Raw genomic sequence first — 24438 nt, forward strand, 5'->3', positions numbered from 1 at the left:
GCAGTGTATTTTTTTAGAAATTATTTTTTGAGTAAAAAATATTATAAAAATAAATGAAAATTGATTGTATTAACAAATTTTCAAATAGGATCAGATATAATTTTGCGATAAGTGTGACCACAAAGATTGCATGTAATTCTAATTGATCTAACAGAAGCTCTACCTAGTCTAATTCTAGAAGTTATTCCAGGGGCAATAAATGACTTGCATTTTTTACAAAAAACCATCCTAAGTTCATAAGGCATTCGAATTTTATGTCTAGTACTTATTCTTCTAGCAATATATGCTTGACGCTCAGAAAGCTTTGGGTTTGTTTTTGCATTAGTTATTGCATTTTCTATAAGAATTTGCATTCTCTCCATTGCAATTTTTCGTACGGCAGATTTCACAATACTGTCTGAAATTGGACCTAAAAATTAGTTCTCATTATAATGTAAAAATGCAGTCAGCGGGATTCGAACCCGCGTCACAGGGTTGGAAACCCCGAATACTAACCAGGCTATACTATGACTGCAACAGAATGAAAATTTCCGGTCCTACATAAAAATGGTTTTTTCGCACTCATAAAGTAGTCTGGCAACTACAACATGACCTTCAAATGATTCATCGCCAACAGAATACATTTCAGTGATTTTGTTTTCAATAAAATTAGAAAAATGTCCCTTCTGGAATCCCCCTACAACAATACAGGAATCATCAGACATCTTATCTGCAATTTTTTCATATGAACCAGGTTTTCCTTTTGTAGAAAAACCAATTACTTTGGATGGATTAATTTCATCAAGGAGTTCTGAAAAAGTTTTTTCTTTAATTTCTAGCAGTACTTCATTATTTGGCATAATTTTTTTATCTTGATAGAGTTTTTCTATTACTCCTTCAAATCTATGATAAGATTTTGGAATGTGGACATTTTGACCAAAGTAAATTACTTTATCATCAAGTGTATGAATGTAAATTTTTATTTTGTTTTTAAGATATAATGGAATGGTAGTGGCCTCAAGAATTGAAAAATGGACTAAATCAGGCCTTCCTCTCTTCATTTCATTTTCAATTCCTCTCATAGCTGCAAAATGCCATGAATTATCTAGTAAAATTTCTGAAGGATGTTTACCAAGTTTTCTTGCATGGGAAATTACTGAAGGATGATCTTGTAGTTCATAAGGTACTAGTTCCAATGAAGATTCTGATAGAACTAAAGAAATCATTTTAGTTTATCATTTCTATTTGATTTTTAAATTCAATCCAACCAGGTTTTGGTGTTCCATCGCTATTGATCAATCCTGCGCTGCAGATATACTGATTTAATCTCTCAATTACATGCTCACTGCTTCCAAAACCGGAACCACCAACCGATAATTTGTCCTCACCAATTTCATGTTCTTCAAATAGGCATGTTCCATCAGGTCTGTCATATTGCCTATACCAAGTAAAAAATTCTAATTCAGATTCATTTTCAGTGTAAAATTCAAATGATTTTTCTAAGAATTCTGTTTGTTCTGTAGAATTTCCTCCAACAAAATCAGAGGTACTCCAGCTAAGTTCAAAAATTCCTACTTTTTTATCTCCTGCCAAATCAAAAACCTGTTGTAAATCTTCTTTTGCTTCCTGCGGAGTTTTTACAATGTCATTTAGAGTATCAACTGGTGAATAAGAGAATGCAACAAAGTCACCCATGGCCAAATCAGTCACAATATATCTTAGATTTTTGTTTATCACTTGATGTAGGGCAAATGAATTTCCAATCTTGACATCAGGATGTTTTTCTTTAGTTTTTTCATAAACTCCGTTGAATAATTCCTTGTATACAGGTATATTTTGTTCATTAAATCTGAATTGAGATTCTGTCTGACCGGAAAGAATTACGGTATCAATGATATCATATCTTGATAATATCGCATCAAGCACACTAACAACTCTGTCTTCCCCAATTGAGATGATTGGTGGCTTTCCAATCCAACTTGGGAATGGTCCTAGTGTTTCACCATTAATTACAGAAAAGTAAAGAGTAACTTTTAGATTATTTTTTTTATTAAAGCTCATTAGTGCGTCTGATTGTTTCCAATCAAATTCTCCACGTACTGGTTCAACTAAATTCCAAAAAAGATAGACATTACTTCTTCCAATACCAGAGCTTGCAGCTTCGGAGTAAATTTGATCCAGGCTTTGTAGTGTAACTGATTGACTTGGAGAATTAACTACAAGGCCAATTTTTTCATTAGTTTCTTGTGGAGTGATTTGAGAATTTGGTATTGCTAAAACTGTTATTCCAATTGCAATTATTACTGCTATGCCTGCAATTATGCCTACAAGTTTCTTGTCCACATGAATTCAAAATAAAAAGGAAGTAAAAAAGTTGTGATTCTGTTTTCTATCCAGAAGTACAACCACTGTATCCACATTCAATGCAGATACTACAACCTTCTACAAAGACTAGAGAGTTTTTGCATGTTGGACATAGACGATCTTCTGAAACCTCCTCATGTTTGAGAGGCTCCATAGTTATTTCTTCATCATGGACTTTTAATGCAAGTGATGCATTGACTTGAGATTTTATGTATGGATTTGTGATATTTTCAGTCACAAAAGCAGTCATGTATGCACTTGGTGATACCTCAAAGATCTTTGTTGCATTTTCGCTTGTCATGTGAAGGACTTGTTTGTGTCTAGAACCGTCACGATAAACAGTCATTCCTTTTAGTCCTAGTTCGTGTGCAAGTAGATATGCAGACTTTACATCTTCTACTGTTACATCATATGGCATGTTGATTGTTTTTGCAATTGCATTTCCAATCCAGTCTTGCCATACACCTTGAGCCATCAGATGATCAGCCCAATGGATATCCATTGCTGTAACAAAGACATCTTGCATCCATTGAGGAATCTCATCTAATCCTTTCAATGAACCATAGTTGTCTGCAATCTTTTCAAGAATTTCATCATTGTATAGACCAGCTTCTTTGAGAGCTTCTTCTAGAATCTTGTTTGTATAGAAGAATCTTCCAACGGTTACTCTCTTCTCAAATACTAGTGCAAATGCAGGTTCCATTCCGTTAGAACAGTCTGCAATCATTGAGAGTGTTCCAGTTGGAGCTACAGTTGTAGTCAAGACATTTCTAATACCATGTTTTTTGATTTTATCAATGAGTGGATCCCATTCATATGAATGAGATGTTTTTGGTTTCTCATAGTATCCAGAAATAGGAATCTTACCTTCTGGATATTCTGTTTTAGAACAGAGTGGGAACTCACCTCGAGATTTTGCAAGGGCAACACTCTCCTCCATTGAATAGTATGACAGGGCTTCAGATAGTTTTGATTGTAGCTCATATCCTTCATGGGAATTGTATGGGATTTTTAGTTTGTATAAGAGATCAGCTACTCCCATCACCCCAAGTCCAATACGTCTTGATTCTTTTGATGCTACACTAATTTCTGGTACTGGATATGTGTTGACATCAATTATGTTATCCAAGAATCTTGTTGTCTTTCGTATTGTTTCTTCATATCTTTGCCAATCAAATTCATAAGTTCCATCTGCTTGTCTCTTTACAAGATTTACCAAGTTGATAGAACCAAGATTGCATGACTCGTATGGATAGAGACTTTGTTCACCACATGGGTTTGTTGCCCTTAGGGGTGCTTTTCTTGCTTTTGCAAATACATTGTACTTGTTAATTTGATCAAAGAAGATCAATCCAGGCTCTGCGCTCTTCCATGCAGAAAGTGCAATCAGATCAATTAGCTGGTGTGCATTGATTTCTTTTACGGGTTTTTTATCACGTGGACTACGTAAAACATAGTTGCCATCAGAAGTATTGACTAGTGCATGCCAAAAGTCTTCCCAGATACCAACACTTACGTTAAAGTTCTCTAAAATACCGGGTTCTGTTTTGTTTGTAATGAATTTTTCAACATCAGGATGCCATGCTTCAATAATTCCCATGTTTGCACCACGTCTTTTTCCACCTTGTTTGACTACCTCAGTTACAGTATTGATGATATTCATGAAAGATACTGGTCCTGATGCAACACCTGAAGTGGATGCTACAATATCGCCTTCCTCACGAAGATCAGAATAGTTAATTCCTACACCTCCACCTGACTTGAAGATTAATGCTGCATCAGAAGTTGATTTCATGATTTGTTCCATTCCATCTTCCATTCCGAGTACAAAGCACGCAGATAGTTGGCCTAATCTACCACCTGCATTCATCATTGTTGGTGAATTTGGTAGAAAGTCTTGTGCAACCATCAAATCAAAGTATTCGGTGATTTTGTCTGCATAACTATCAAGTTTCTTTGCTGCTAGTAATGTCAAAAGATCTTTGAAGCTAACTTTCATTTGACCTTTGTTTGCTAGAGTTACGTAGTGGTTGATTAAAGATCTAAAATGCCATTTGTTGAGGAAATAATTTCCTACTTTGAATTTATAATCAAATGCATCTAGTTTTTCAAGATACGAGTTTGCTTCTTCAATATCTTGTTTGATATTTCCTGATTTGTCAAAGACTTGTGAATCATAGAGAACATCACCGATTCCCACCAGGATTGCAACACGCTCAAACATTTGAGTTGGTGATTCAATGATTTCATTTTTTGAATTTCTGAAAAGATATCTAGATGCTAGAACTCTAAGACAATTCAGATCAAACTTTTTGGAAACAGGATCAAGGGTCTTTAGATTCAAGACCTTCATTTTCTCCTCTCTTAGCTTTCTTCGCTCATGTCTGTAAACAATGTATGCTTTTGCAATATCGCTATTTCCACTATCAATTAAAGTAGATTCTACAATATCCTGGATATCCTCAACAGTAGGCGTCCTACTGCTTGTAAATCCTTGCTCAACTAGTTTGTTTACTACATTCTCTGCTAGTTGATCTGCCATACCACGATCGGCTTTAGAGGTGGCGGCCAATGCCCTGAATATGGCATTTGAAATTTTATTTTGATTGAAAGCCGTTACTGCGCCACTGCGCTTACGGATCTCACTGATCGTATTTTCAATTTGTGAATTGTCCAATATAATCTCCCCTCCATGCTTAGAATTAATGTGGATATAACTTGTGTGCTCGAAAAGTTTTGATCTTGTCCCGTTAATGAGTCAATTTTTTTAACACCGCTACTATGAAATTCATATTGGCATAACTTTTACAGTTTCAACGAAGATCGCCACATCGAATTATGATCTAAAAGAATTGAAAATGATCGTAACTAGTTTTTCATTTACGAATTTCAGACAACGTATGGGGACTTGCACTTGGGACACTTGTCATCAAATGGCTCATCCTTAAATCCACATTCACCACATATTGCAATTTTTCTTACAGGCTTGAAAGAAGTTGTAAGGGCTGCTGTTTTCTCTAGTGATTTTTTGATATCTGCAACCTTTGCATCACTGTCAATTTGTAAAGTTACTAGTAATCCTCCACTTAGAATTTTTGAGAGCTTGTTTGCCTCGGCTATAGGCTCACTTTTGTTAGTAAAAGTGGCAATTTCAGAGGCATTAATCACTATTCCTTGGGAATAAGAATCACCCTCCATTGAATTTAAGGCAGAATTTTTGCCATATTTTTCTCCATCTAAAGTAGCAAAACGAGTAGATGCTTCAGTTTCAGTCATACAAATTGCAACAGTATCACCCAACTCTTTGCCTTTTTTGGATCCAACATCAACTGCAGTTTCAATTACCTTATGAAGAATATCACGTCCTTCTTTGTTATCTTGGAATCCAAGTATGTTAAAGACAGATTCTTTGAGTCCTACCAGATTTACAACAAGTGAAACTGAACTTCGTTGCATGTACTGTGTGTTCTTTGCAAGGATTGGGTTTAGTCCTCTTCTTGTAAGATCTGAGATCTCTTTCTTTCTTAATGCCATAGATGCTAATGCAGGCTTCATTAATAATGCCAATCTTGCTCTAAAGTAAGTTTCATCTTTGTTTGATTCAAATGCGAGTCTTGGAAGATTGATTGAAACAGATTCCAAATTTATTGAAAGTGGGGCTGTAACTTTTGTAGATCCATTTGTAACACCAGAGCTAGAAGTTTGACCCTTTGCAAACATTACGTGTCCGCCAATAGAAATAATTTCAGCTATTGATTCGGAAATATCAGTAATTTTTCCTTTGTCTGCATCAATTATCAAACCAATTTTTGGAATAGGAGTTATCTTTGTGTAATTTTTGTATGCATTAATAATTGAATTAATTATTTTTGCATCAGTTCCTAATTGCAATCTAATTGAAACCTTTGTGCTTGTTTTGTTATATTTTGCAGTTGTAGATGCAGTCGCAAATGCATCTGTGAGTTTTTGTTCTAGTTCTGGAAGTGACTTTGAATGTTTTGTGAATAATTGCACCAAGCCATCAATTACAACTTCTTGTGAAGCCTCTTTTGAAAGAAGTGCAATAACAATAGATAATGAGCTTGTAATCTCATCTAGTTGTTTTGATGCAGGAATTCTTGATACATCAAGATATTTTCCGCCAAGATTAATTCCATCTTCGATTAATTCTTTTACGTTTACAAATATTGTATCAGGAATCATAGACCAAATTCCAGGATTCGTGATATGCAAGTCTCCAGAAAGATGAGAGTCTGCTACATCTTTTGGTAGGATGTTTGTAAGCAGATGCTCAGCAAATACTTTTTGTCCTGTGTTAAAGAGAAGTCCTTCAGCACCGTTGTCCACATTATCTAGATTAGAGATCATCTCCTGGACATCATACACAGGCAGGCCTAGGCGTGCAAGTTTGTTCCTATATTCCTCATGACCGTGCTCAAGGAGAACAGAATTTACCATTTCTCTGATAAGTGAGCCTGTAAGATAGGTAGTCTGATATTTGTAAATTCTATTTTCAACTTCTTCAGTTATTTTTTGTGCAAGCTCCAATGGGAGGCTTCCTTCACGAACTAGTGATTGAATAATTTTGTGTGAATTAAATTCCTCAATTGATTGGTGTGATGTTCTAACATACATTTTTCCACTTTCAATAATTGATCTTTCCTCGATTTGTCTTGCCAAACTCAAAACAAGTTTTCCAAGATTTGTAATGGTGTATCGTCTTTCAGATTTGTTTAGTGCAACAAGTGATTGTCTGAGTAATTTTCTCAAGTGGTATGCAAATTTACCACTCTCTTTTTTGGATTTGAATCCGGCCAGAGATTTTAACTCTGAATAAGTTAATGGTCCTTTAGAATTTAGGATTCTGAGAATATCAATTCTGTTAGGACTAGCCATGACAGAGAAGATCATTCTGACACGTTTTGATGTAGATTGTAAAATACCACTTCGCTTTGGTGAAGAGTCAGAGTCCATGTCAGATTCTAATTCTAGATCATCGTCATCGTCTTCATCTAATCCAACATCAATATCTAATTCTAAATCCTCATCACTCATTTTCATGTTTTTTTTCTTGACTAAGGAGTAAATAAGACTTGTGTCGAGATCATTTCTGAACATTTTGGATCAGTTTTGTAATTTACAGATCAATAATTTGAAACTCAAATGGTATTTTTTTAAAAAAAACTAAAAAAATGATCCACTTTAAGATCTTTTTAGATCACTTTTCTTGAACATCAAGTGAGAATTCTGATGTAGAAAGTTTCTGTCCACATGATGGGCATTTGCCATTAGTTGGATTCAAAACATCTTTTAGCGATTTTAACATTTTCATATTTGTGATCTTCTCTCCACATTTTCCACATGTAATTTCTACAGACATGAAGATGATCAGTTATGCAAAATTATTAAGAATCAATTATGATTTTTTTTAATAATTCAAACAAATTATTTTACTGTTTTTTAATGATGATTCCACATCCATCCTCAAAACCAGTAATTTTGGCTTTGGTTCCAATTGGAAGATCTGCAGGGGTTGCAATTCCTGCCATAAATCCAGAAATTCTCAAATCAGAGTCATCGAGTTTCATTACAACAAAGGCGTATGGAGTGTATTTTTCAAAGCCTGCAGGTGCTACGGTAATTATGGTGTATGTGGCAATTGTGCCTACACCATCTAAAATTACATCTTCAAATCCTTGACTGCCACATTTTAGGCAATAATATGCAGTGGATAAGTGAAGATAGCCACATTTAGTACATTTGTGAGTTAAGAGTTTGCCTTGTTTGGCATATTCAATTAGTTGTTCTTCAATAGTCATGTTATACACTTTGGAATACATGAACTGCACAACTTGCACCAGTTGCACCAAAGTTATGAGTTAAACCAATTTTTGCATCTTTAACAGTTCTTTCACCAGCTTTTCCAGTTAGTTGATCAAATACTTCTACTACTTGTCCAACACCTGTTGCGCCAATTGGATGTCCTTTTGATTTAAGACCACCTGATGGATTAATAGAAATGTCAGAATTTAATTTTGTTCTGCCTTCACGAACAGCTTGAATACCCTTACCTTTTTCAAAGAATCCCAAGTCTTCAGTGTCAACAACTTCTGCAATTGTAAAACAGTCATGTACTTCTGCAAAGTCAACATCTTTGGCAGTTATTCCTGCCATTTTGTATGCGTCTGCTGCTGCAATCTTTGTACTTGGAATAGTTGTCATGTGTTCACGTCCTTGCAATGCAGCAGGTGAACCACCTCTTCCTGAACCGATCACTTCAACATAGTCACCACCATGTTCTTTTGCAAACTTTTCAGAACAAAGAATAACAGAACTTGCACCATCAGAGAAAGGACAGCAATCATAAAGTTTTAGAGGACTTGCAACTACTGCAGATTTCATTACATCATCAATAGTAATTTTCTTTTGCATGTGAGCTTTTGGATTAAGAAAACCATTCTCATGATTCTTTACTGCAACTGCTGCAAAATCTTCTTCAGTTGCATCAAACTCATTGAGATATGCTCTTGCCATTGATGCAAATAATCCAGGAAATGATGCACCAGCTTGACCTTCATAAAAAAAGTCTGAACAATATGCAAAGTAAGTTGTAGTCCATTCAGTTCCTGTGTGAGTTACTTTTTCAACACCAGTAACTAGCAGACAATCATAAAATCCTGCTGCAACATTGGCATATGCTTCTCTAAAAGATACAGAGCCACTTCCACATGCAGACTCTATTGTTAATGATGGTTTATCTGGAATTCCCAATCTACTCATTAAGACAGGACCAATATGGACCTGTTTGTCAGCAACACCAAAGACGTTAGAAATGTAAGATGCTTTGATGTCCTTTGGAGAAATACCGGCGCTATCTATGGCTGCAACTGATGCCTGAGTAGTGATATCAGCAATGCTTTCAGATAATTTTCCATATTTGGTACTACCAGCACCAAGAACGCAGACCTTTTCCACAAATGTCACTGACCCAAGTCCCTATAAAAATCGTTTTAGTAAATTCATCATTGAAGAAACCATCAAAGAGATCATCACTTCGAACAGTCCAGGTCAAAAAGCCCGTTGTTAGACACATTGCAAAAACTACAAAATCCAAAACCAGCATCTTCAAAAAAGAGATCATACAGTATTTAGATTCAAACGGGTATCTTTCTTGGTCATCAAAAGAGAAAAAATACATTATTCTTGGAACAAATTCTCCAAAAAATGGACTTGTTTCATGCCCTCAGTGCAATCTTGGGCAGCTAATGGTAATTAGATCCAGAACTACAAGGAAACGATTCATGGGTTGCTCAAACTTTTATGGTGGATGCAAGGCATCCTCACCATTATTACAAAAAGCAAGACTTAGAGCAACAAAAAATCCATGTGATGTTTGTAGATGGCCAATGGTAATTTTTCGTTATTCAAGAAATCAAAAATGGACTAAACAATGCTCAAATTTTAATTGTGAAAGCAGATTAGTCAAGCCTTCAAAGTAGTATACACATCTGTTCTTCTGTTTTTAAGCAATGGTAAAACTTTTCGTGTTTGTCTTACTTTGTTCAAATCAATATTTACAAAACCTATTCCTTGTTTCTTTTTCATGTCAAGTAAGATTTTTCCATATGGATCAACTACTAAACTTCTTCCACAGTAGATATTTCCAACTTGATCAGGTGCAATGACATAGCAACCATTTTCTATTGCACGAGTTTTGTTAATTGTAATCCAGTGTTCCTCTTTCATGTTTCCCTTAACCCAAGCTGATGGTGCAATTAATACCTCAGAACCTGCAACAGCTAAAGATCTTGACATCTCTGGAAATCTCAAATCATAACAAATCATCATACCAATTTTTCCAATCGATGTCTTTACAGGCTTTGCAATTTTAGAACCCGATGTCATTTTGTCTGATTCTCTAAATCCTAATGCATCATAGAGATGAATTTTTCTATATGTAGAGATTACTTTACCTGATTTATCAATTACAAACGAAGTATCATACACACGATCTTTCTTTCTACTCTTTTCATAAAATGAGCCTACAACTTGGATATGATTTTCTTTTGCAGCATTTGAAATGGCTGTTACAAAATTTCCTTTTATCGTTTCAGCTAAATTTGCAAGTTGTTTAGAAGTTTGTGAGGAGTTTGTGTAAAACATCATAAATTCTGGAAATGCACATAGTGTTGCATTTTTTGCAGTTGCTTTTGAAATGTATGAAAGGATTTTTTTCAGATTGTCTTCTTTTTTAGTTGATGCTTTGAATTGAACAACAGCTACTTTCATGTAATTGATTAATTGAATCACAATAAAAGGATAAACTCTTGGTACAAACGCTAAATGTACCATTTTCTTCATATTCTGATTTTAATAAAAGAAATCAAACCGATCATAGTGTGTATGTCGATCCCGGACTGGGGGAATTTTTCCAGTCAATTATTTTTAAAAATAATTAAAGTTGGTTTCCTGCTAAAAACCAATTTTCTTTAGGATTGTCTTCAAAAACAACAATTACGTGACTTTCTTTTGTTTTTAGAATTTCTACTGCAGATTTTGTTATTGCTTTTGCATACTCGTCTTTTTGTTCCTGTGTCCTACCAGGATACATTGATACTGTAATCAACGGCATGGAAATTTTAAATTAACTCGGAGATTTATTCGTTCAATAATCTGGTCTGTATCCATATCTTGTACCATAGGTAAACTCTGAATTGTGAGTTTTTTTGTAGAGATATCCTGTTGCCAATCCTATAACAAATCCACCAATGTGAGCAAGATATGCTACACCACCGCCAGCAACACCGAATCCTCCAATGAAAAATGGCAATAAATTTTGAAAAACTAACCAGAAAGGTAAGAACCATTTAGCTTGGATATGCAGCATTCTCCAAAAGAATCCCATCATAAGAAACGTCTGAATTTTAGCTCTTGGGAAAATAATCAGATATGCGCCCAATACTCCAGAGATTGCACCTGATGCACCAACAGCAGGAATAGCGCTGTTAGTATCACCAGCAATGTGGATTAAGCCAGCTACAACTCCCCACATTAAATAAATTCCAAGATACTTTATTTTTCCAAATTTGTATTCAATGTTGTCTCCAAAGATCCACAAAAACAACATGTTACCTCCAAGATGCATCAAACCACCATGCAAGAAAGTTGAACTAAGTAAAGAAAAGTAGGGCTCTTGAGGACATGAAACACTAATTGGTCCAGAACCAAAATCAATATTCAATACACTTGATCCTGTAATGCAGCTTGGAACAGCACCCCAATTATAAAACAGATTAAATGCATTTTGATTTGTAAAATCAAAGAATTGTCCAGTATAGGCAACTTCGATAAAAAATACTATAACATTGATTATGATTAATCCATAAGTTACTGTTGGTCGAAATCCAGGAGCAGTTGGATTCTCATCTCTTAATGGAAACATTTGTAATTTTGTTTGAAAGAAATTTGTATAATAAGATTATTCAATTTTGAAAAAATAAGATGAGAAACTAGATTACTCCAACGTTTCTCACCTAACTATGGCCTGTATAGTAATGCTATTTCAGAATAGATAAAAACAAAATTGGTACATTCGTAGGATGAACTAAAGAAAAAAAGGTTTTAGAAACCTAATTTGTTACAGACTTTTTCGCCTTGTTTTGTTGTATCAAGATATCCTTTTAGAACACCGGGACCTGTTGCTTCATGAATCATTACAAAAAAACTACCATTGCATAAATCATCAAGATTTGCAGTTAGTGGTTTTGATGTATCATGATGGCCAATGTTACCTGCTGCTGCATCTTCATCAGATGTAACATCACTATCATCATAGATGCCTTTGAGAATACCCTTTGATGGTATTGCTTTCATTTGTGCATCATCTTCTATCGGTGCCTTCCATACATTTAGGACATGACCATCAGCATCAGTATGAAGATGAACTTTTCCAACATTATCGGCAACATCGTCAATAGTTTGCCATCCAGTCAAATCCATATTGTTGATACGGATTTTGTACTTTAGATTTTCACCTTTTTTGTCAAGCCAAAATGAGGCTTCACATCCCCAATCTGTTCCTACTCCAGTATTAACTTGAGCACAGTCAGCTGTGAAATCTGCTTTTTTCTTGAATTTGAGTTTTTTCTCACCATCATCATAATCTTTGTCTGCTATTGCTTGAGGGAGTTCTCCCATTGCAACAACAGATAAAGAAAGAATTGCAGCTAGTGAAAATACTAACACATTTGTTTTTGTTTGCATTGAAAATAATTCTTAGTTTTTTTATTAAACAGATTTGGGATATTCGTCGAATGTACCAATTATACAACAATTATTTTTCTTTGAACAAGATTTTCAATTATATTTAAAAAATCATCATCAGAGATTTTTTCTTCATACCACCATCCAGCAGAGACTTTTACCCATTGTGGAATTTTCCATTGAGATTCAGAAAGTACATCTCGTTCAGGAACTGAAATTATTTGTTTTTCAAACAAAAAATCTATTCCTTCAAGAAATTCTAAATCAGAGATTTGGTTTGTAATCCACCATTCTGTATTTACTTTGATCCATTGTGGGATTTTTGGGAATTCTGGAGGCAATCCTTTTTCAAAGCCTGAAATTTTCAAAACTCCTTGTGAGGTTGGCCCAACTTTGAATGCAACATGCCAAAATCCCATCTCATCAATGCTTTGAATAAATTCTATAGGTTCATCATTTAGAGTTACAGAAAATTTTTCATTCCCAGAAATTGGTGGAAATTCAAAGTTTGCATATGTTTCCAATGGATAGCTATTGTATCCTTTGATGCTAAGTATAGTTCCTGTTTCATCAAATTTTGCAGCAGAATACCATGCACCAGAGTCATATCTGAAATCAAAATTCCCATCATCTTTTTTTGTAGTAACAGGAATTACTGTAGTATCTACAGGTGCAAAACAAGAGTAAAAGCGAACGGGTTCAGAAACAGATGGATCAGGATATATTGTAAAGTTTAGAATTTCTCCAGGTTTGATTTTTTCAATACGATCAATGTTTTGAGCAACATCTAAGATGTATTTTTCATATCCATGTACAATTGCAAAGATTTTGGGATTGTATACAGTTTGATTTCCAATATTTATGATTCTACCAGTGACATGACCATCATCATGAGTTATCAAAGTTTTATCGTAGATAATTTGTATGGGAATTGGAGATTTTTCAGTCTTGATATATTTTAATTCTGCTTTTAATACATCAGGATTTTTACTATTAATCTCTGGAAATTTTAGTTTGAATGGAATGTCAGTCATTGGAGGAATTGGAACGTGATTAAGGGTCTTGGTGATTTTTGTTTCATCGTCAATTATTGATATAGTGATCGTTGGGATTAATGCAAAATCATTTTGATTTTTAACATTACCAACAACGGTGTAAATTCCTTCATAATCATAATAGCCAGCGTATTCAGAATCAGGTATGAAAACATCAGCATGAGCAACTGGAAAAAACATTACTAGGCAAAAAGATACAATTGCAAAAATGCAAAGAGTAGAATTAGAAAGAGTTGATGATATCTTCGAATCCAGATGTCGGTTTCTCAATTGAGCTTGGTCTATAGTCTTCAACTAATTTATCTATGAGCTCTTTTGCTTTAATATAATATCTCTTTTTGAGATGAATTAGTTTTATTTCAACTAGTCCATCATCTACAATTTGTGAGAGATATAATGAAACAGTTGATGGTGATTTTCCAACCTCTTTTACCAATTGACTAAACTCTAAGCCGTCTTCTTTGATTAATGCAAGTAACAAGTCACGTGGAGTTTGTTTTCTTAATGCTTTTATCACAATAGACTCTTCTTCAGTAATTTGAGGGGGATAGAATCTTGCTTGGCGTGGACCACGAATAACTTTGATGATTCCGTTTTTTTCTAATTTTCCAAGATAATGACTAAGCACGCCATTTTTTAATCCAGATGAGCGCATAATCTCTCGGAATTGAATTCCAGGATTTTCTTCAATGATTTGTTGTAATTTGGAATCTCTATCAGTCATTTCTAAACACTCCTAATGCTAGTAATCCCAATGTTACAAATGTCAATAAATGTCCTACCTCAGAAAATGACATGTCTCCAATATCGTAGATATTTGGCCAGGTAGCATCTACTAGCAAAACAACTTCTGCTCCGATAAAGGTGGTAAATGCTATAGCACTTAGTAGGAGACGTTTTGTTCGTAGCCTGTAATATGCAATTCCTGCTAACACAGAAATAAAAACAGATAGTGTAATTCCTCCAATATGTAAGAAAATGTGAACAAGATGATATCCATGTAAAAGATGTGGGATGATTATAGGCAGTGCTAAAATTGCAATTACACCAGTTACTACAATTGAGAATAATGTAGATTTTCTTTCAACTATTTTTTCAGGCCTAAACAAAGTAATCAAAATTACTGTTTTTCAGATTTAAAGCGACTGGTTCAATTTTCGAACAAGAATCGATCAGACACGAATGATTCCTTTTTGAATCAAAAATTCCAATCCCTGAACAAATGTTGTGTCATCAATTTGCCCTGCTGCCCACCAGGCTGCATTATTTCTAATCCATGGTGGGATTTCTTGTGATGTTGATGATTCTGGTTGTGTTTGTGGAATTACAATGATATTGTTTTTGATCAAGTATTCAATTCCCTGGATGAATGTATTATCGTCTATTTGTTCTTCAGACCACCATAATGCATTATTTCTAATCCAATCAGGAATTGAAATTTCATCAGTTACTCTATCAATTATTATTGGAATGGTTGATTTTGCAAGATCATTGTTATCTAAATTTTTAAAATTCAGGTATGCAATTCCTGAGACATCTTGTGGTATCACAAATTCTGCAACATTGTGTTCTTCTTTTGAATCACTGCTAATTCCACTTTGTTCATAAATTATTTTACCATTATGAGTCATTGAAAATTCATACTCTGTTGCAACGGGTCTATTCTTTAAGAAAATATCTGTAATATCAAAAATTATTTTTGCATCAGAATTAGATTTTAGGTTCTCTGGCTCCCAAGAAACTAAAACTCTAAACTGTCCATTTTCAGTAACTGAGCTTAAATGAGTGTAATCACGATCTGGTTTAATGATAAAATTCATTCTGTCTTCATTTTGATTATATTGAAATACATTCAGAAGTTCTCTTTGATATATGATAAAGTGCACTACACGTTCTTCAGAGAAAAAATCATCAATGTTTACAACATCCTCAGAAATTTTAACATGGTTAATGTACATATCATATCCAGATACTAGTAAATCACCAAAGTTTTTGGGAACTACAATTTCCTGATGTACTACAGATGTTTGATTTATGTTAGATAGACTCCATTCAAATGGCATGGAGAAGCTAATTTCTCTTGAATTTGAGTCATACTTGAAATTAGAAATCTCATCATAGTATGAGATTACCTGAATGAATTGTTCGCCAAAATTTTCATCAACGAAATCATATTGAGTGGTTTGTGCAATTGATATTCCAGCATTAAAAACTAGTGGCTCTGCTAATTTTTTTGAATATCCATCTGCTGTAAGTATTGTGACATCAAATTTGTATAAACCTCCTTCACTGAGTTTTGGTCCTTTGACATGAATCAATCTACTATCTAATCCTAATAATGAGCCAAACAAGTTTCCTCCATTTTCTTCTTCAATTAATATAGAATCTCTATCTTCTGAGACAAAATTGAAAACTAGGAATCCATTATCAGCTTTGAATTCTTGCTCAAATAGAAATTGTTCTCCACGTTGTGATTTTATCAAAAAAGTGACATCTCTTAGAGTAATTTTTGAATCAAAATCAATGAATGAAATTGATATTTGTTGATCATCATTAGCAGTTGGGTCACTTTGGGAAGATGAAACCTCTAGTGTGACCAACCTACCATCTAGTTCTTCAGGAGGGAAGGTTTCGCTACCGACTCCATGGCCATATACACTATCAAATGTTAATGCAAGTAGAGCTGGAAATAATAAAAGTAAAAGTAATGTTTGGTTTTTCAAACTAGGTCCACTTGTTGGGATCTTTTTTGCGAATCTCTTTTCCGTCAATTGTGATTAGATCTTGTTCTTCAAAGACAGTATGCCATTTACCGTTACTTGGGAAAATTTTGTTCATCTCTTCAACTTTATCATTTGTAGGTGGTGTATTCATCAAAGCTCCCCATTTCATGTTTGGAACTTTGGGCATTATGTCATTGATGTCTTTCATTATACTATCACTTAACAGAATTTATTTAAAAACCTATGATTGAATTCTCATGATTCCTTCTTTAATTAAGAATTGAATTCCCTGAATGAATGAATCATCGTCAATTTGTCCTGCTGCCCACCATTCTGCATTATTTTTAATCCATGCTGGAATTTCACTAGAGCCTAAACTTGATCCCTGTGTTGTTGGAGGGATTTTTAGAACATCCTCTTTAATCAAATATTGGATTCCTTGAACAAATGAATTGTCATCAATTTGTCCTGCTGCCCACCATTCTGCATTATTTTTAATCCAATCAGGTATGGCAGCTTTTGTAGGTGTAGATACAGGTGCACCTGGACCTATTTCAATAATCGCAGTTCCAATTCCAGCATATTTTGGATTATAATCTAATCCAGTTCCTAAAACTTTAACATCAACTCTAATTTGTCCTTGAGATGGAACAAATATTCTTTGTACATCGATTCCTTCAGTTGATGAAATACCAAGTTCGGTAGAACTTTGACCAACATTACTGGCTATTTCATTATCGAATTCATCAAAAACAAAGTATGCATACTTGATATCTCTGATAAGGTCTTTATTTTCATTAAAGAATGCAAATTCAAATGGAATTTCTTGATTAGCACCATATTTTCCATCCCATGAAATTTTTACAGTGGTTGGAACTTTTTCAAAGTTTTCAGTATCTACCAGATAAAATTCTGTAGAACTTGTTGATGCTTCAGATAATGGAACAAGCTTCAAATCCATTTTTTGCTTATCATAGTTTCCTGGACCTAGTTTTTCATTGATTTTTTGTAATTCATTTTTTGTAATTAGAAAGTGAACAATGTTTGTATCCTCATATGAATATGGATCATTTAGTAATGCTCGCTGATCAATCTCTACACCATTTACATATCCCTTGAATTGTTTTCCTTCTGCATAAGGAGCAAATGTTTTTGGTACTCGTACTTCTTCATGTACTACTTGAACCAAGTCAACATATGATGGACTCCAATCAAACGGCATATCAAATGAAATTGAATCATCAGCGGTATCAAACTTAAAGTTGTCAACATCATCATAGTATGTTTTTATTATAACTGGAATTTCTTCAGCGCTAGCAGTCTTTATGAAAAAGTCTTGCTCTTGTGCAACACTGACAAATGTTTCGTAACTTAGTAAATTAGCTAGTACTGTTCTGGGACTCGTAGCAGCCTCAATGTCAACTCTAATTTTGTATAATCCACCCTTTACAAAAATTGGACCTGTAATTGACGGTCTTCCACATATGTCTAAATTATCATCAGTGCATGCTTCACCATGAACAAATAATGCACCTGGAGCACTAACATGTTCTGAACCTCCATAGATGGAGCATTCTTCAAGAAGATCTTTATTACAATCAGCTTTTGGTTTAATTTTTACATCTAATCTTCCATCCATGTCATAAAATAGATTTCTAGCTAAAAGTTCGCCACTCTGCCAAACTTCTATTCTGTATGTTACTTTGTCAAGATTTTTGTCAGTTAATGTATCAAAGAAGCGTACTTGCATGTTTGCTGAATCAACTTCTCCAACGGTAATATCAGATGGGCTTAGCTGTGTACGTACAGTTACTTCCATATCACCAAATGAAATAGGGGCAGCTTGATCACCTCCAAGTCCATGTGCAAAAGCATCAGGAACAACTGCAGAGATTGTAAAAATGCCAATAATTGTAATTAATAATGCAAACTTGTACAATACTAAAATTCTGATATTTCCATATTTAAAGATGATATAGGATTTCTATGCTTGAGAATTTTTTTGATAAAATGGGTATAACTTTTATTCATGACTCTCAGAAATAAAATATGAAATATCTATTTGCGTTACTGTTTATTCCATTATTATTGGTACCAGCATTTGCTGAATCACAAACACTTCCAACTGAAAAAGGAACATTAGATGTTAAATTAACATATGATGAAATACAACCAAACATTCAAACCAAAATTAATATCGATTTTATTAATCCTCAAACACAAAAAATCCAAGAGCATATTGATTATTCAGTATCTGTTTTAAAAGATGATGAAACAGTGTTTGGACCAATTCCACTAACACATACATCGGTAGGTTCTGTAAAGATTCCAATTGAATTCAATCTAGGAGAAGGAGTATATTCTATGGACTTTGTAGTTGAAGGAATTTTGTTCCAACCAATTCCACCTGAGACAGTTTCTTTTGACATTGCAGTTGGCGAGGCTAATGCTCAACCAATTTCACCACCTGAGAACGAAGTTAATGGAGAGAACGGTGGATGTCTGATTGCAACTGCAACATATGGTTCTGAACTTGCACCACAAGTTCAACAACTAAGAGAACTTAGAGATAATACCATTCTATCAACAGAATCTGGAATGGCATTTATGAGTACATTCAACCAATTCTATTATTCATTTTCACCAGCGGTTGCAGACTTTGAGAGAGAACAACCAGTTTTCAAAGAAATTATGAAAATAACACTTACTCCTATGTTGACATCATTATCATTATTGAATCACGCAAATATTGATTCCGAAGGAGAGATGTTAGGATATGGGATCTCCATAGTCCTACTAAACATTGGAATGTATATTGGAATTCCAGCATTTGGTATTCTAAAGTTGTACCAGTTTAGAAAAGACTAATACTATATCTGGGAATTCCAGTGAGGTTTTTATGTATCTGAGCAAGTATTCAATCTAATGAAGACTAAAGCAATTTGCTCTTTCTTCGTACTATTTGCTATTGTAGCTGGCATTGTTGCAACAACACCAGCTGCTTTTGCAGATCACTCAGAAGTCACAATTGAGACAGCAGCAGGTTCTGGAGCTCCAGGATGTGAAGATACTGCAGAGGGATGTTACATTCCAAGTACTGCAACTGTTGATGTAGGCGGCAAAGTAATAATGTCAAATACTGATACAGCAGCACATACATTCACAGCAGGAACTCCTGAAGATGGTCCCAGTGGTGAATTTGATACCGGACTGTTAATGGCAGGAAATTCATTTGAATATTCTCCAGATACAGTTGGTGAAATCAATTACTTCTGCATGGTTCATCCTTGGATGCAAGGCTTGATTGTAGTACAAGAAGTTGAAGCAGAAGAAGATGGCATGGCTGGAGAATTAATGGTAACAATTACCGACTCAGCTGTTAAAGGCGGAACTCAAGTTGATCTTGAATTCAGTACATTACATGTCAACTATGAAATAACTGCAATGCAAAATGGTGAAACAGTCCTACAAGAAACTGCACATGCCATGGAAATGACTGCAAGTCACATGGTAGATGCCGTTGGTTCAGATGAAAATCCAATTGACATCAAAATAGTTTCTCTTGGTATTGGACCTCCTGGTTCTGAAGCAGATTGGACAGGACCAATGGGTGAAGTAGCATCAGCAAAAGTTGTTCCAGAATTTGGTACAATTGCAATGATGGTACTAGCTGTTGCAATCATAAGCATAGTTGCAGTAACTGCAAAATCTAGAGTCATTCCAAGATTTTAGGAATCCTCTTTTTCTATTTTCTTTTTATTAAAGCAATTATTGCCAAGATAATAGCTGCTGCTGCAATTGATAGTCCAAATATTGCAAAGTCATAAGCCGCACCACCATCAGATTGCACAGAAGTTTCCCCAGACTTTAGTTTAGATACATCTTGTTGAATAGATGAAATTGCATTTTTTAGTGCAGTGATATCAGAGGTTCCTTGACTACTTGTAGGAGGAAAATCTAAAACTGCAGTTGGCTCTACATCTTCAACTGGAATTTTTATGTCAATAGTCGTACCTCGAATGTCACCTTTAAAATCCATAATGTAACTTCCAGTTTTAGTTGGAATTATTGGTGAAAAATAGTATCCAGGTCTAGGATCGGAATTTATATCAATTTTTTTGGTTGCTCCACCATACATTGCGGTAACTTCAACATTTTTGAAGACATTAGTTACTCCCTTGTATGATCCCTCAGAATCTCCAGGCTCAGTAATTTTAAAGATAAGATCATTTCTAATTCCTACAACTGGAGGCTCTATTTCCCATCCTGCTTCAATTTTGTAATTATCAATTTCAACAGTAGTATGTGCAAAAGAAGTAGAAATCATTCCTATACTCAACACTAATGCAAGAAATCCAAAAATTATTATTTTCACAGTTATCATACTACTATTACACATTATTATCTTTACGTGAATTGGTACAAATAACGAACATATGAAAACTGTTTAAATTATCAGTGTTGTTCATAAGATCAAATGAAAAAATTTCTTTTAGTTTTAGTAATTTTATCAATTACATCCATACCATTTGTATCAGCACATCCATTTACAGAAGAAACTATTCCCAGTTTAGCATCAAATGCCCCTGCGGGAACTACTCAAGTAATTGTATTTTATTCAGAACCAGTAGACATTGACTTTAGTGAAATCAAAGTTTTTGACAGTGAAGGAAATCAAATCGATAATAGAGATACAGCTTATTATGAAAATGAATTATCGTTAATCGTTACAACCCCACCACTAGAAGATGGAATATACACAGCGTCAACTAAAGTTTTATCCAAAGTTGACGGTCATCTAGTTCCAAGTGCATTTCAATTTGCAGTTGGAGATGTAATAATTAATCCTTCTTTGTTAGATCAAGAGAGTCAAGGAGAACTTGTATTTTTGCCAGAAGCTGGTGCAAGATTTCCAGGGTTAGTAGGTCAAACTATTGTTTTAGGTGCAGTAATTGCATCACTAATTATTTGGGGAACACAAAACAAACAGATAATCAAAGAAGAGTTAGAAAAGATTGAAAATTTCCACCATGGTAAATTCATGTCAATTACAGGGATTGGATTGGTGCTTGTTTTCATTTCAGATATTCTAATGATAGCAATTCAAACCATCAGGTTAGAAACATCCCCATTTAATGCCATTCAAACAGACTTTGGAACTATATGGTTAGCTAGGATGATTATTACAATTATTTTACTTGGTATTTGGTTTGGAATGGATAGGAAAAAAATCCTATCAAAAAAGAATCAGATTTCAATGTTAGTAGCTTCGCTTGCATTAATTTCAACTACAAGTTTGATTGGACATGGTGCTGCAAGTGGCCAAATAGCCGCACTTGCATTGGATTACGTACATAATTTAGTTGCAGCAGTATGGATAGGAGGGATTATTTATTTTGTTTTTACATTGCTTCCAACATTTTCACAGTTAAAAGAAAAAAATCAAGAAAAGATGAGCCTGGTATTAATTCCTAGATTTTCAATTGCATTCATTATTTCAGTAGGAATTGTAATAATAACAGGCCCAACTCTAATGTGGTTATTAGAAAGTGATGTAGGATTAATTACAGAATCTGTGTATGGCCAACTAATTATTCTAAAAATTGCTATTGCAGGAATAATAATTGGGTTGGGAGGATTATTGCAGTTTAAAGTTCAGAAAAAGGCTGAAAAGAATTTTCAGTCAGGGGAAATTTTTGTCCATAAAAAATTAAAAAGATCACTAAAGGTGGAAGCTGCTTTAGGGGTTATTCTTCTTGGAGTAGTTGCACTGTTAGCAAATGGAACATTACCTGCTGGTGAAATTCAAAAAGTTGATGCTCAAGAAATTATTTACAGATTTCAAACCATTGAGTTTACAGATAATGTGAAATTTGATGTGGATATTACACCATTTTCTAGTGGAGTAAATACAATTATGGTAAAAGTTAGTGACTTTGATGGAAACCAAATTCATGATTCAAATCAAATTAAAGTAAAACTTTCTAATCCCTCAAAAGGTATTTCACCAATTGAAGTTCCTATGAAATTAACTAAACAAGGTAAAGATAGTCCAATGGAATTTCAAGGTGAATTAACATTTGGATTTTCAGGAGAATGGTTAGTAGAGATTGAAGCTCAAAGATCAGAGAATGCAAACGAATCCAAGCTTTTGAATTTACTTGTAAAACCAAGACTAGAAAATATTCAAACACAAATCATAGAATACGAATTACCAGAGGATGCAAAACCACTCTATCCATTGTATGATGGAAGTAATTCTATTTGGATTAGTGATGCATCAGCTCCAAGATTGTGGCAATTTTCACTTGAAACTCAAGAATTTTCATCATATTCTTTCGATGGGTTAACTACAACATTTCTAACACAAGACAACAAAGGAAACATTTGGTTTACAGATACGCCTAGAAACCAAATTGGATTTCTAGATCCTCACACTAAAGAAATTACTACAAAACCTATTCCTAAATTAGATCCAGTGATTTCACAAAATACTCCACTTTTCATTCAGGCAGATTTTGATGGGAACATTTGGATTACAATAATCAACAAAGATAAAATAGTAAAATACTCACCAGAATTGGATAAATTTGAAGAAATTGTCTTATCAGAAAAAGAATCATTACCATTTGCTCTAGCAATTGACGATGATGGGAAGATATGGTATACAACAACTGGTACAGGGAAAATTGGATACATTGATGCTGAAAATAGCAAGGTAAGGGAATTCTCAGCTGATCCACCATTGCAAGGTCCCGAGGCATTATTGTTTGATCATGAAGGAAATATCTGGATTGCAGAGCACACAGGATTGGGAATTGCTAGATTCAATCCAGTTTTAGAATCATTTGATAGGGTTTCTGTTCCAGACAAAGAAGCATTACCATTTGGTATGGCATTTGATAAATATGGAAATGTGTGGTTTGCACAACATACAGTAGATAGTCTTGGAGTATATGATCCAGATAACAATAATTTGATCGAAGTTCCAATTCCAACTGAATCATCATTTGTTCAATTTATGACATCAGATGGAGACAAGAATGTGTGGTTTGTGGAACAACAATCAAACAAAATTGGAACTGTAAAAATTACAGAAACTCCAATTATTCAATCACAAATTCAAAAAACAAATGGTTTTGAATTAAAGTATACAGAAATAGCATCTCCACTAATTGCATTAGGTATTATTGCAACGTCATTATTTTTTGTAAAGAGTGTTCAGGATAAAAGAAGATTGAATTCTTTGATTAATTCTTAGATAATAATCCAGATGATTTTATTCCCATAGTTCCTGCAAGTAAACTGATTGCCAATAAAACAATAGTTCCTGCAGGAGTTATATCAAATATGTATGAGAGTAAAATACCTATAACTACAGAAAAAATAGAAAAGCTCATAGAGATAATTGCAGTTTGCTTGAATCCCTTCCCATACATTATTGCTGTAACATTAGGAATTACAAACAAAGCTGAAATTAGTAATACCCCTACAAGTTGTATTGATGTAACAACAGTAATTCCTGCCATAAATACAATCAAATAATTTATTTTCTCAACAGGAATTCCACTTACTTTTGCCTGCTCTTCATTAAATGTTGAATAAAGAATTTGACGATATAGCAATAAAATTACGATTAAAATTCCACCTGTTAATGACAAAATTAGAACAGTATCATCTACACTAACAAGAAGAATACTCCCAAAAAGAAAGCTAAAGATATCAATCGTAAAGCCTCCTGATAATCCAATAATTACAAGACCAACTGCGATCCCAGTAGATAAAAGTACAGCAATTGATGCGTCACCAGAGATATTGTATTTGTCTTTAATTTTTGTAATAATTAATGCACTTGCAATTGAAACACCATATGCAGTCCATAGCGGGTAGACTCCAGCTAGCAATCCTATAGCAATTCCACCAAATGATGAATGGGCTATTGCATCACCAAATAATGAATAACGTCTTAAAACAAGGAATAATCCAACAACCGAACAAAGAATTGCAATTGCAATTCCTGAAATTAATGCTCTATGCATAAAACTGAAAGTGAG

Annotated in this window: 24 protein-coding genes and 1 tRNA gene; 4 read left to right on the forward strand and 21 right to left on the reverse strand. The window is 34.2% G+C overall.

From position 1 onward, the window contains the following. Positions 1–80: 80 nt before the first annotated feature. The 9 genes from C6990_RS00555 to C6990_RS00595 all read right to left on the reverse strand — a co-directional run bounded on the left by C6990_RS00555 (position 81) and on the right by C6990_RS00595 (position 9327). The gene (locus C6990_RS00555) at positions 81–389 is read right to left on the reverse strand and encodes a ribonuclease P protein component 4 (protein WP_182127811.1); all 309 of its coding nucleotides are present in this window, start codon (positions 387–389) and stop codon (positions 81–83) included. A 51-nt stretch (positions 390–440) separates the two neighbouring features. Continuing rightward, a tRNA-Gly gene (locus C6990_RS00560) sits at positions 441–514 on the reverse strand. A gap of 22 nt (positions 515–536) precedes the next feature. Further along, the gene (locus C6990_RS00565) at positions 537–1205 is read right to left on the reverse strand and encodes a ribosome biogenesis protein (protein ID WP_182127812.1); all 669 of its coding nucleotides are present in this window, start codon (positions 1203–1205) and stop codon (positions 537–539) included. A gap of 1 nt (position 1206) precedes the next feature. After that, complete coding sequence (locus C6990_RS00570) at positions 1207–2322, reverse strand: hypothetical protein (RefSeq protein WP_182127813.1); 1116 nt, start codon at positions 2320–2322, stop codon at positions 1207–1209. Between the two features lie 46 nt (positions 2323–2368). Continuing rightward, positions 2369–5020 carry an adenosylcobalamin-dependent ribonucleoside-diphosphate reductase gene (locus C6990_RS00575; protein ID WP_182127814.1) on the reverse strand — a complete coding sequence of 884 codons (2652 nt, stop codon included), beginning with the start codon at positions 5018–5020 and terminating at the stop codon, positions 2369–2371. Positions 5021–5232: 212 nt separating this feature from the next. Beyond that, positions 5233–7404, reverse strand: a complete 2172-nt coding sequence (gene nrdD, locus C6990_RS00580) for an anaerobic ribonucleoside-triphosphate reductase (protein WP_182127815.1) — start codon at positions 7402–7404, stop codon at positions 5233–5235. 157 nt (positions 7405–7561) lie between these two features. Next, positions 7562–7723, reverse strand: coding sequence for a hypothetical protein (locus tag C6990_RS00585; protein WP_179360698.1), 162 nt, complete (start codon positions 7721–7723; stop codon positions 7562–7564). Between the two features lie 70 nt (positions 7724–7793). Further along, a complete protein-coding gene (locus tag C6990_RS00590) occupies positions 7794–8162 on the reverse strand; it encodes a Zn-ribbon domain-containing OB-fold protein (protein ID WP_182127816.1) in 369 nt (122 codons plus the stop codon). A gap of 1 nt (position 8163) precedes the next feature. Then, positions 8164–9327, reverse strand: a complete 1164-nt coding sequence (locus C6990_RS00595) for a thiolase domain-containing protein (protein WP_182127817.1) — start codon at positions 9325–9327, stop codon at positions 8164–8166. Between C6990_RS00595 and C6990_RS00600 the strand changes: the two genes are divergently transcribed. Then, positions 9321–9842 carry a topoisomerase DNA-binding C4 zinc finger domain-containing protein gene (locus tag C6990_RS00600; protein ID WP_182127818.1) on the forward strand — a complete coding sequence of 174 codons (522 nt, stop codon included), beginning with the start codon at positions 9321–9323 and terminating at the stop codon, positions 9840–9842. The two genes, C6990_RS00595 and C6990_RS00600, sit on opposite strands and share 7 nt — an antisense overlap. On the opposite strand, the gene C6990_RS00605 is transcribed toward C6990_RS00600, so the two are convergent. From C6990_RS00605 to C6990_RS00650, 10 genes are all read right to left on the reverse strand, one after another. Further along, positions 9826–10632, reverse strand: coding sequence for a carbon-nitrogen hydrolase family protein (locus C6990_RS00605; RefSeq protein WP_182127819.1), 807 nt, complete (start codon positions 10630–10632; stop codon positions 9826–9828). The two genes, C6990_RS00600 and C6990_RS00605, sit on opposite strands and share 17 nt — an antisense overlap. 166 nt (positions 10633–10798) lie before the next feature. Further along, positions 10799–10975 (reverse strand): tautomerase family protein, encoded by a 177-nt coding sequence (locus C6990_RS00610; protein WP_048114848.1) that lies wholly within the window; start codon positions 10973–10975, stop codon positions 10799–10801. Positions 10976–11008: 33 nt separating this feature from the next. After that, positions 11009–11785, reverse strand: a complete 777-nt coding sequence (locus tag C6990_RS00615) for a rhomboid family intramembrane serine protease (protein ID WP_182127820.1) — start codon at positions 11783–11785, stop codon at positions 11009–11011. A 179-nt stretch (positions 11786–11964) separates the two neighbouring features. After that, entirely contained in the window at positions 11965–12606 is a 642-nt protein-coding gene (locus C6990_RS00620) for a CHRD domain-containing protein (protein ID WP_182127821.1), read from the reverse strand. A gap of 59 nt (positions 12607–12665) precedes the next feature. Then, positions 12666–13841, reverse strand: a complete 1176-nt coding sequence (locus C6990_RS00625) for a peptidase (protein WP_255465056.1) — start codon at positions 13839–13841, stop codon at positions 12666–12668. 43 nt (positions 13842–13884) lie between these two features. Further along, the gene (locus C6990_RS00630) at positions 13885–14385 is read right to left on the reverse strand and encodes a winged helix-turn-helix transcriptional regulator (RefSeq protein WP_182127822.1); all 501 of its coding nucleotides are present in this window, start codon (positions 14383–14385) and stop codon (positions 13885–13887) included. After that, positions 14378–14770 (reverse strand): hypothetical protein, encoded by a 393-nt coding sequence (locus C6990_RS00635; RefSeq protein WP_182127823.1) that lies wholly within the window; start codon positions 14768–14770, stop codon positions 14378–14380. Before C6990_RS00635 ends, C6990_RS00630 begins: the two co-directional genes overlap by 8 nt. Positions 14771–14833: 63 nt before the next feature. Further along, positions 14834–16384, reverse strand: a complete 1551-nt coding sequence (locus C6990_RS00640) for a peptidase (protein WP_182127824.1) — start codon at positions 16382–16384, stop codon at positions 14834–14836. A 1-nt stretch (position 16385) separates the two neighbouring features. After that, complete coding sequence (locus C6990_RS00645) at positions 16386–16592, reverse strand: hypothetical protein (protein ID WP_048114838.1); 207 nt, start codon at positions 16590–16592, stop codon at positions 16386–16388. A gap of 33 nt (positions 16593–16625) precedes the next feature. Next, complete coding sequence (locus C6990_RS00650; RefSeq protein ID WP_255465057.1) at positions 16626–18323, reverse strand: peptidase; 1698 nt, start codon at positions 18321–18323, stop codon at positions 16626–16628. 110 nt (positions 18324–18433) lie between these two features. Here C6990_RS00650 and C6990_RS00655 point away from each other — a divergent pair, with 110 nt between their 5' ends. Continuing rightward, positions 18434–19252: a CFI-box-CTERM domain-containing protein gene (locus tag C6990_RS00655; RefSeq protein ID WP_182127825.1), complete on the forward strand. Its 819-nt coding sequence runs from the start codon at positions 18434–18436 to the stop codon at positions 19250–19252. A 57-nt stretch (positions 19253–19309) separates the two neighbouring features. After that, positions 19310–20116, forward strand: coding sequence for a PEFG-CTERM sorting domain-containing protein (locus C6990_RS00660; RefSeq protein WP_182127826.1), 807 nt, complete (start codon positions 19310–19312; stop codon positions 20114–20116). A 13-nt stretch (positions 20117–20129) separates the two neighbouring features. Here the strand turns inward: C6990_RS00660 and C6990_RS00665 are convergent, their stop codons facing one another. Beyond that, positions 20130–20768 (reverse strand): hypothetical protein, encoded by a 639-nt coding sequence (locus C6990_RS00665; RefSeq protein WP_182127827.1) that lies wholly within the window; start codon positions 20766–20768, stop codon positions 20130–20132. Positions 20769–20861: 93 nt separating this feature from the next. Here C6990_RS00665 and C6990_RS00670 point away from each other — a divergent pair, with 93 nt between their 5' ends. Further along, the gene (locus tag C6990_RS00670) at positions 20862–23645 is read left to right on the forward strand and encodes a copper resistance CopC/CopD family protein (RefSeq protein ID WP_182127828.1); all 2784 of its coding nucleotides are present in this window, start codon (positions 20862–20864) and stop codon (positions 23643–23645) included. Here the strand turns inward: C6990_RS00670 and C6990_RS00675 are convergent. Beyond that, positions 23635–24423 carry a metal ABC transporter permease gene (locus C6990_RS00675; RefSeq protein WP_182128046.1) on the reverse strand — a complete coding sequence of 263 codons (789 nt, stop codon included), beginning with the start codon at positions 24421–24423 and terminating at the stop codon, positions 23635–23637. The two genes, C6990_RS00670 and C6990_RS00675, sit on opposite strands and share 11 nt — an antisense overlap. Between the last annotated feature and the right edge of the window lie 15 nt (positions 24424–24438).

This window comes from Nitrosopumilus sp. b3 (genome assembly GCF_014078525.1).
Classification (GTDB): domain Archaea; phylum Thermoproteota; class Nitrososphaeria; order Nitrososphaerales; family Nitrosopumilaceae; genus Nitrosopumilus.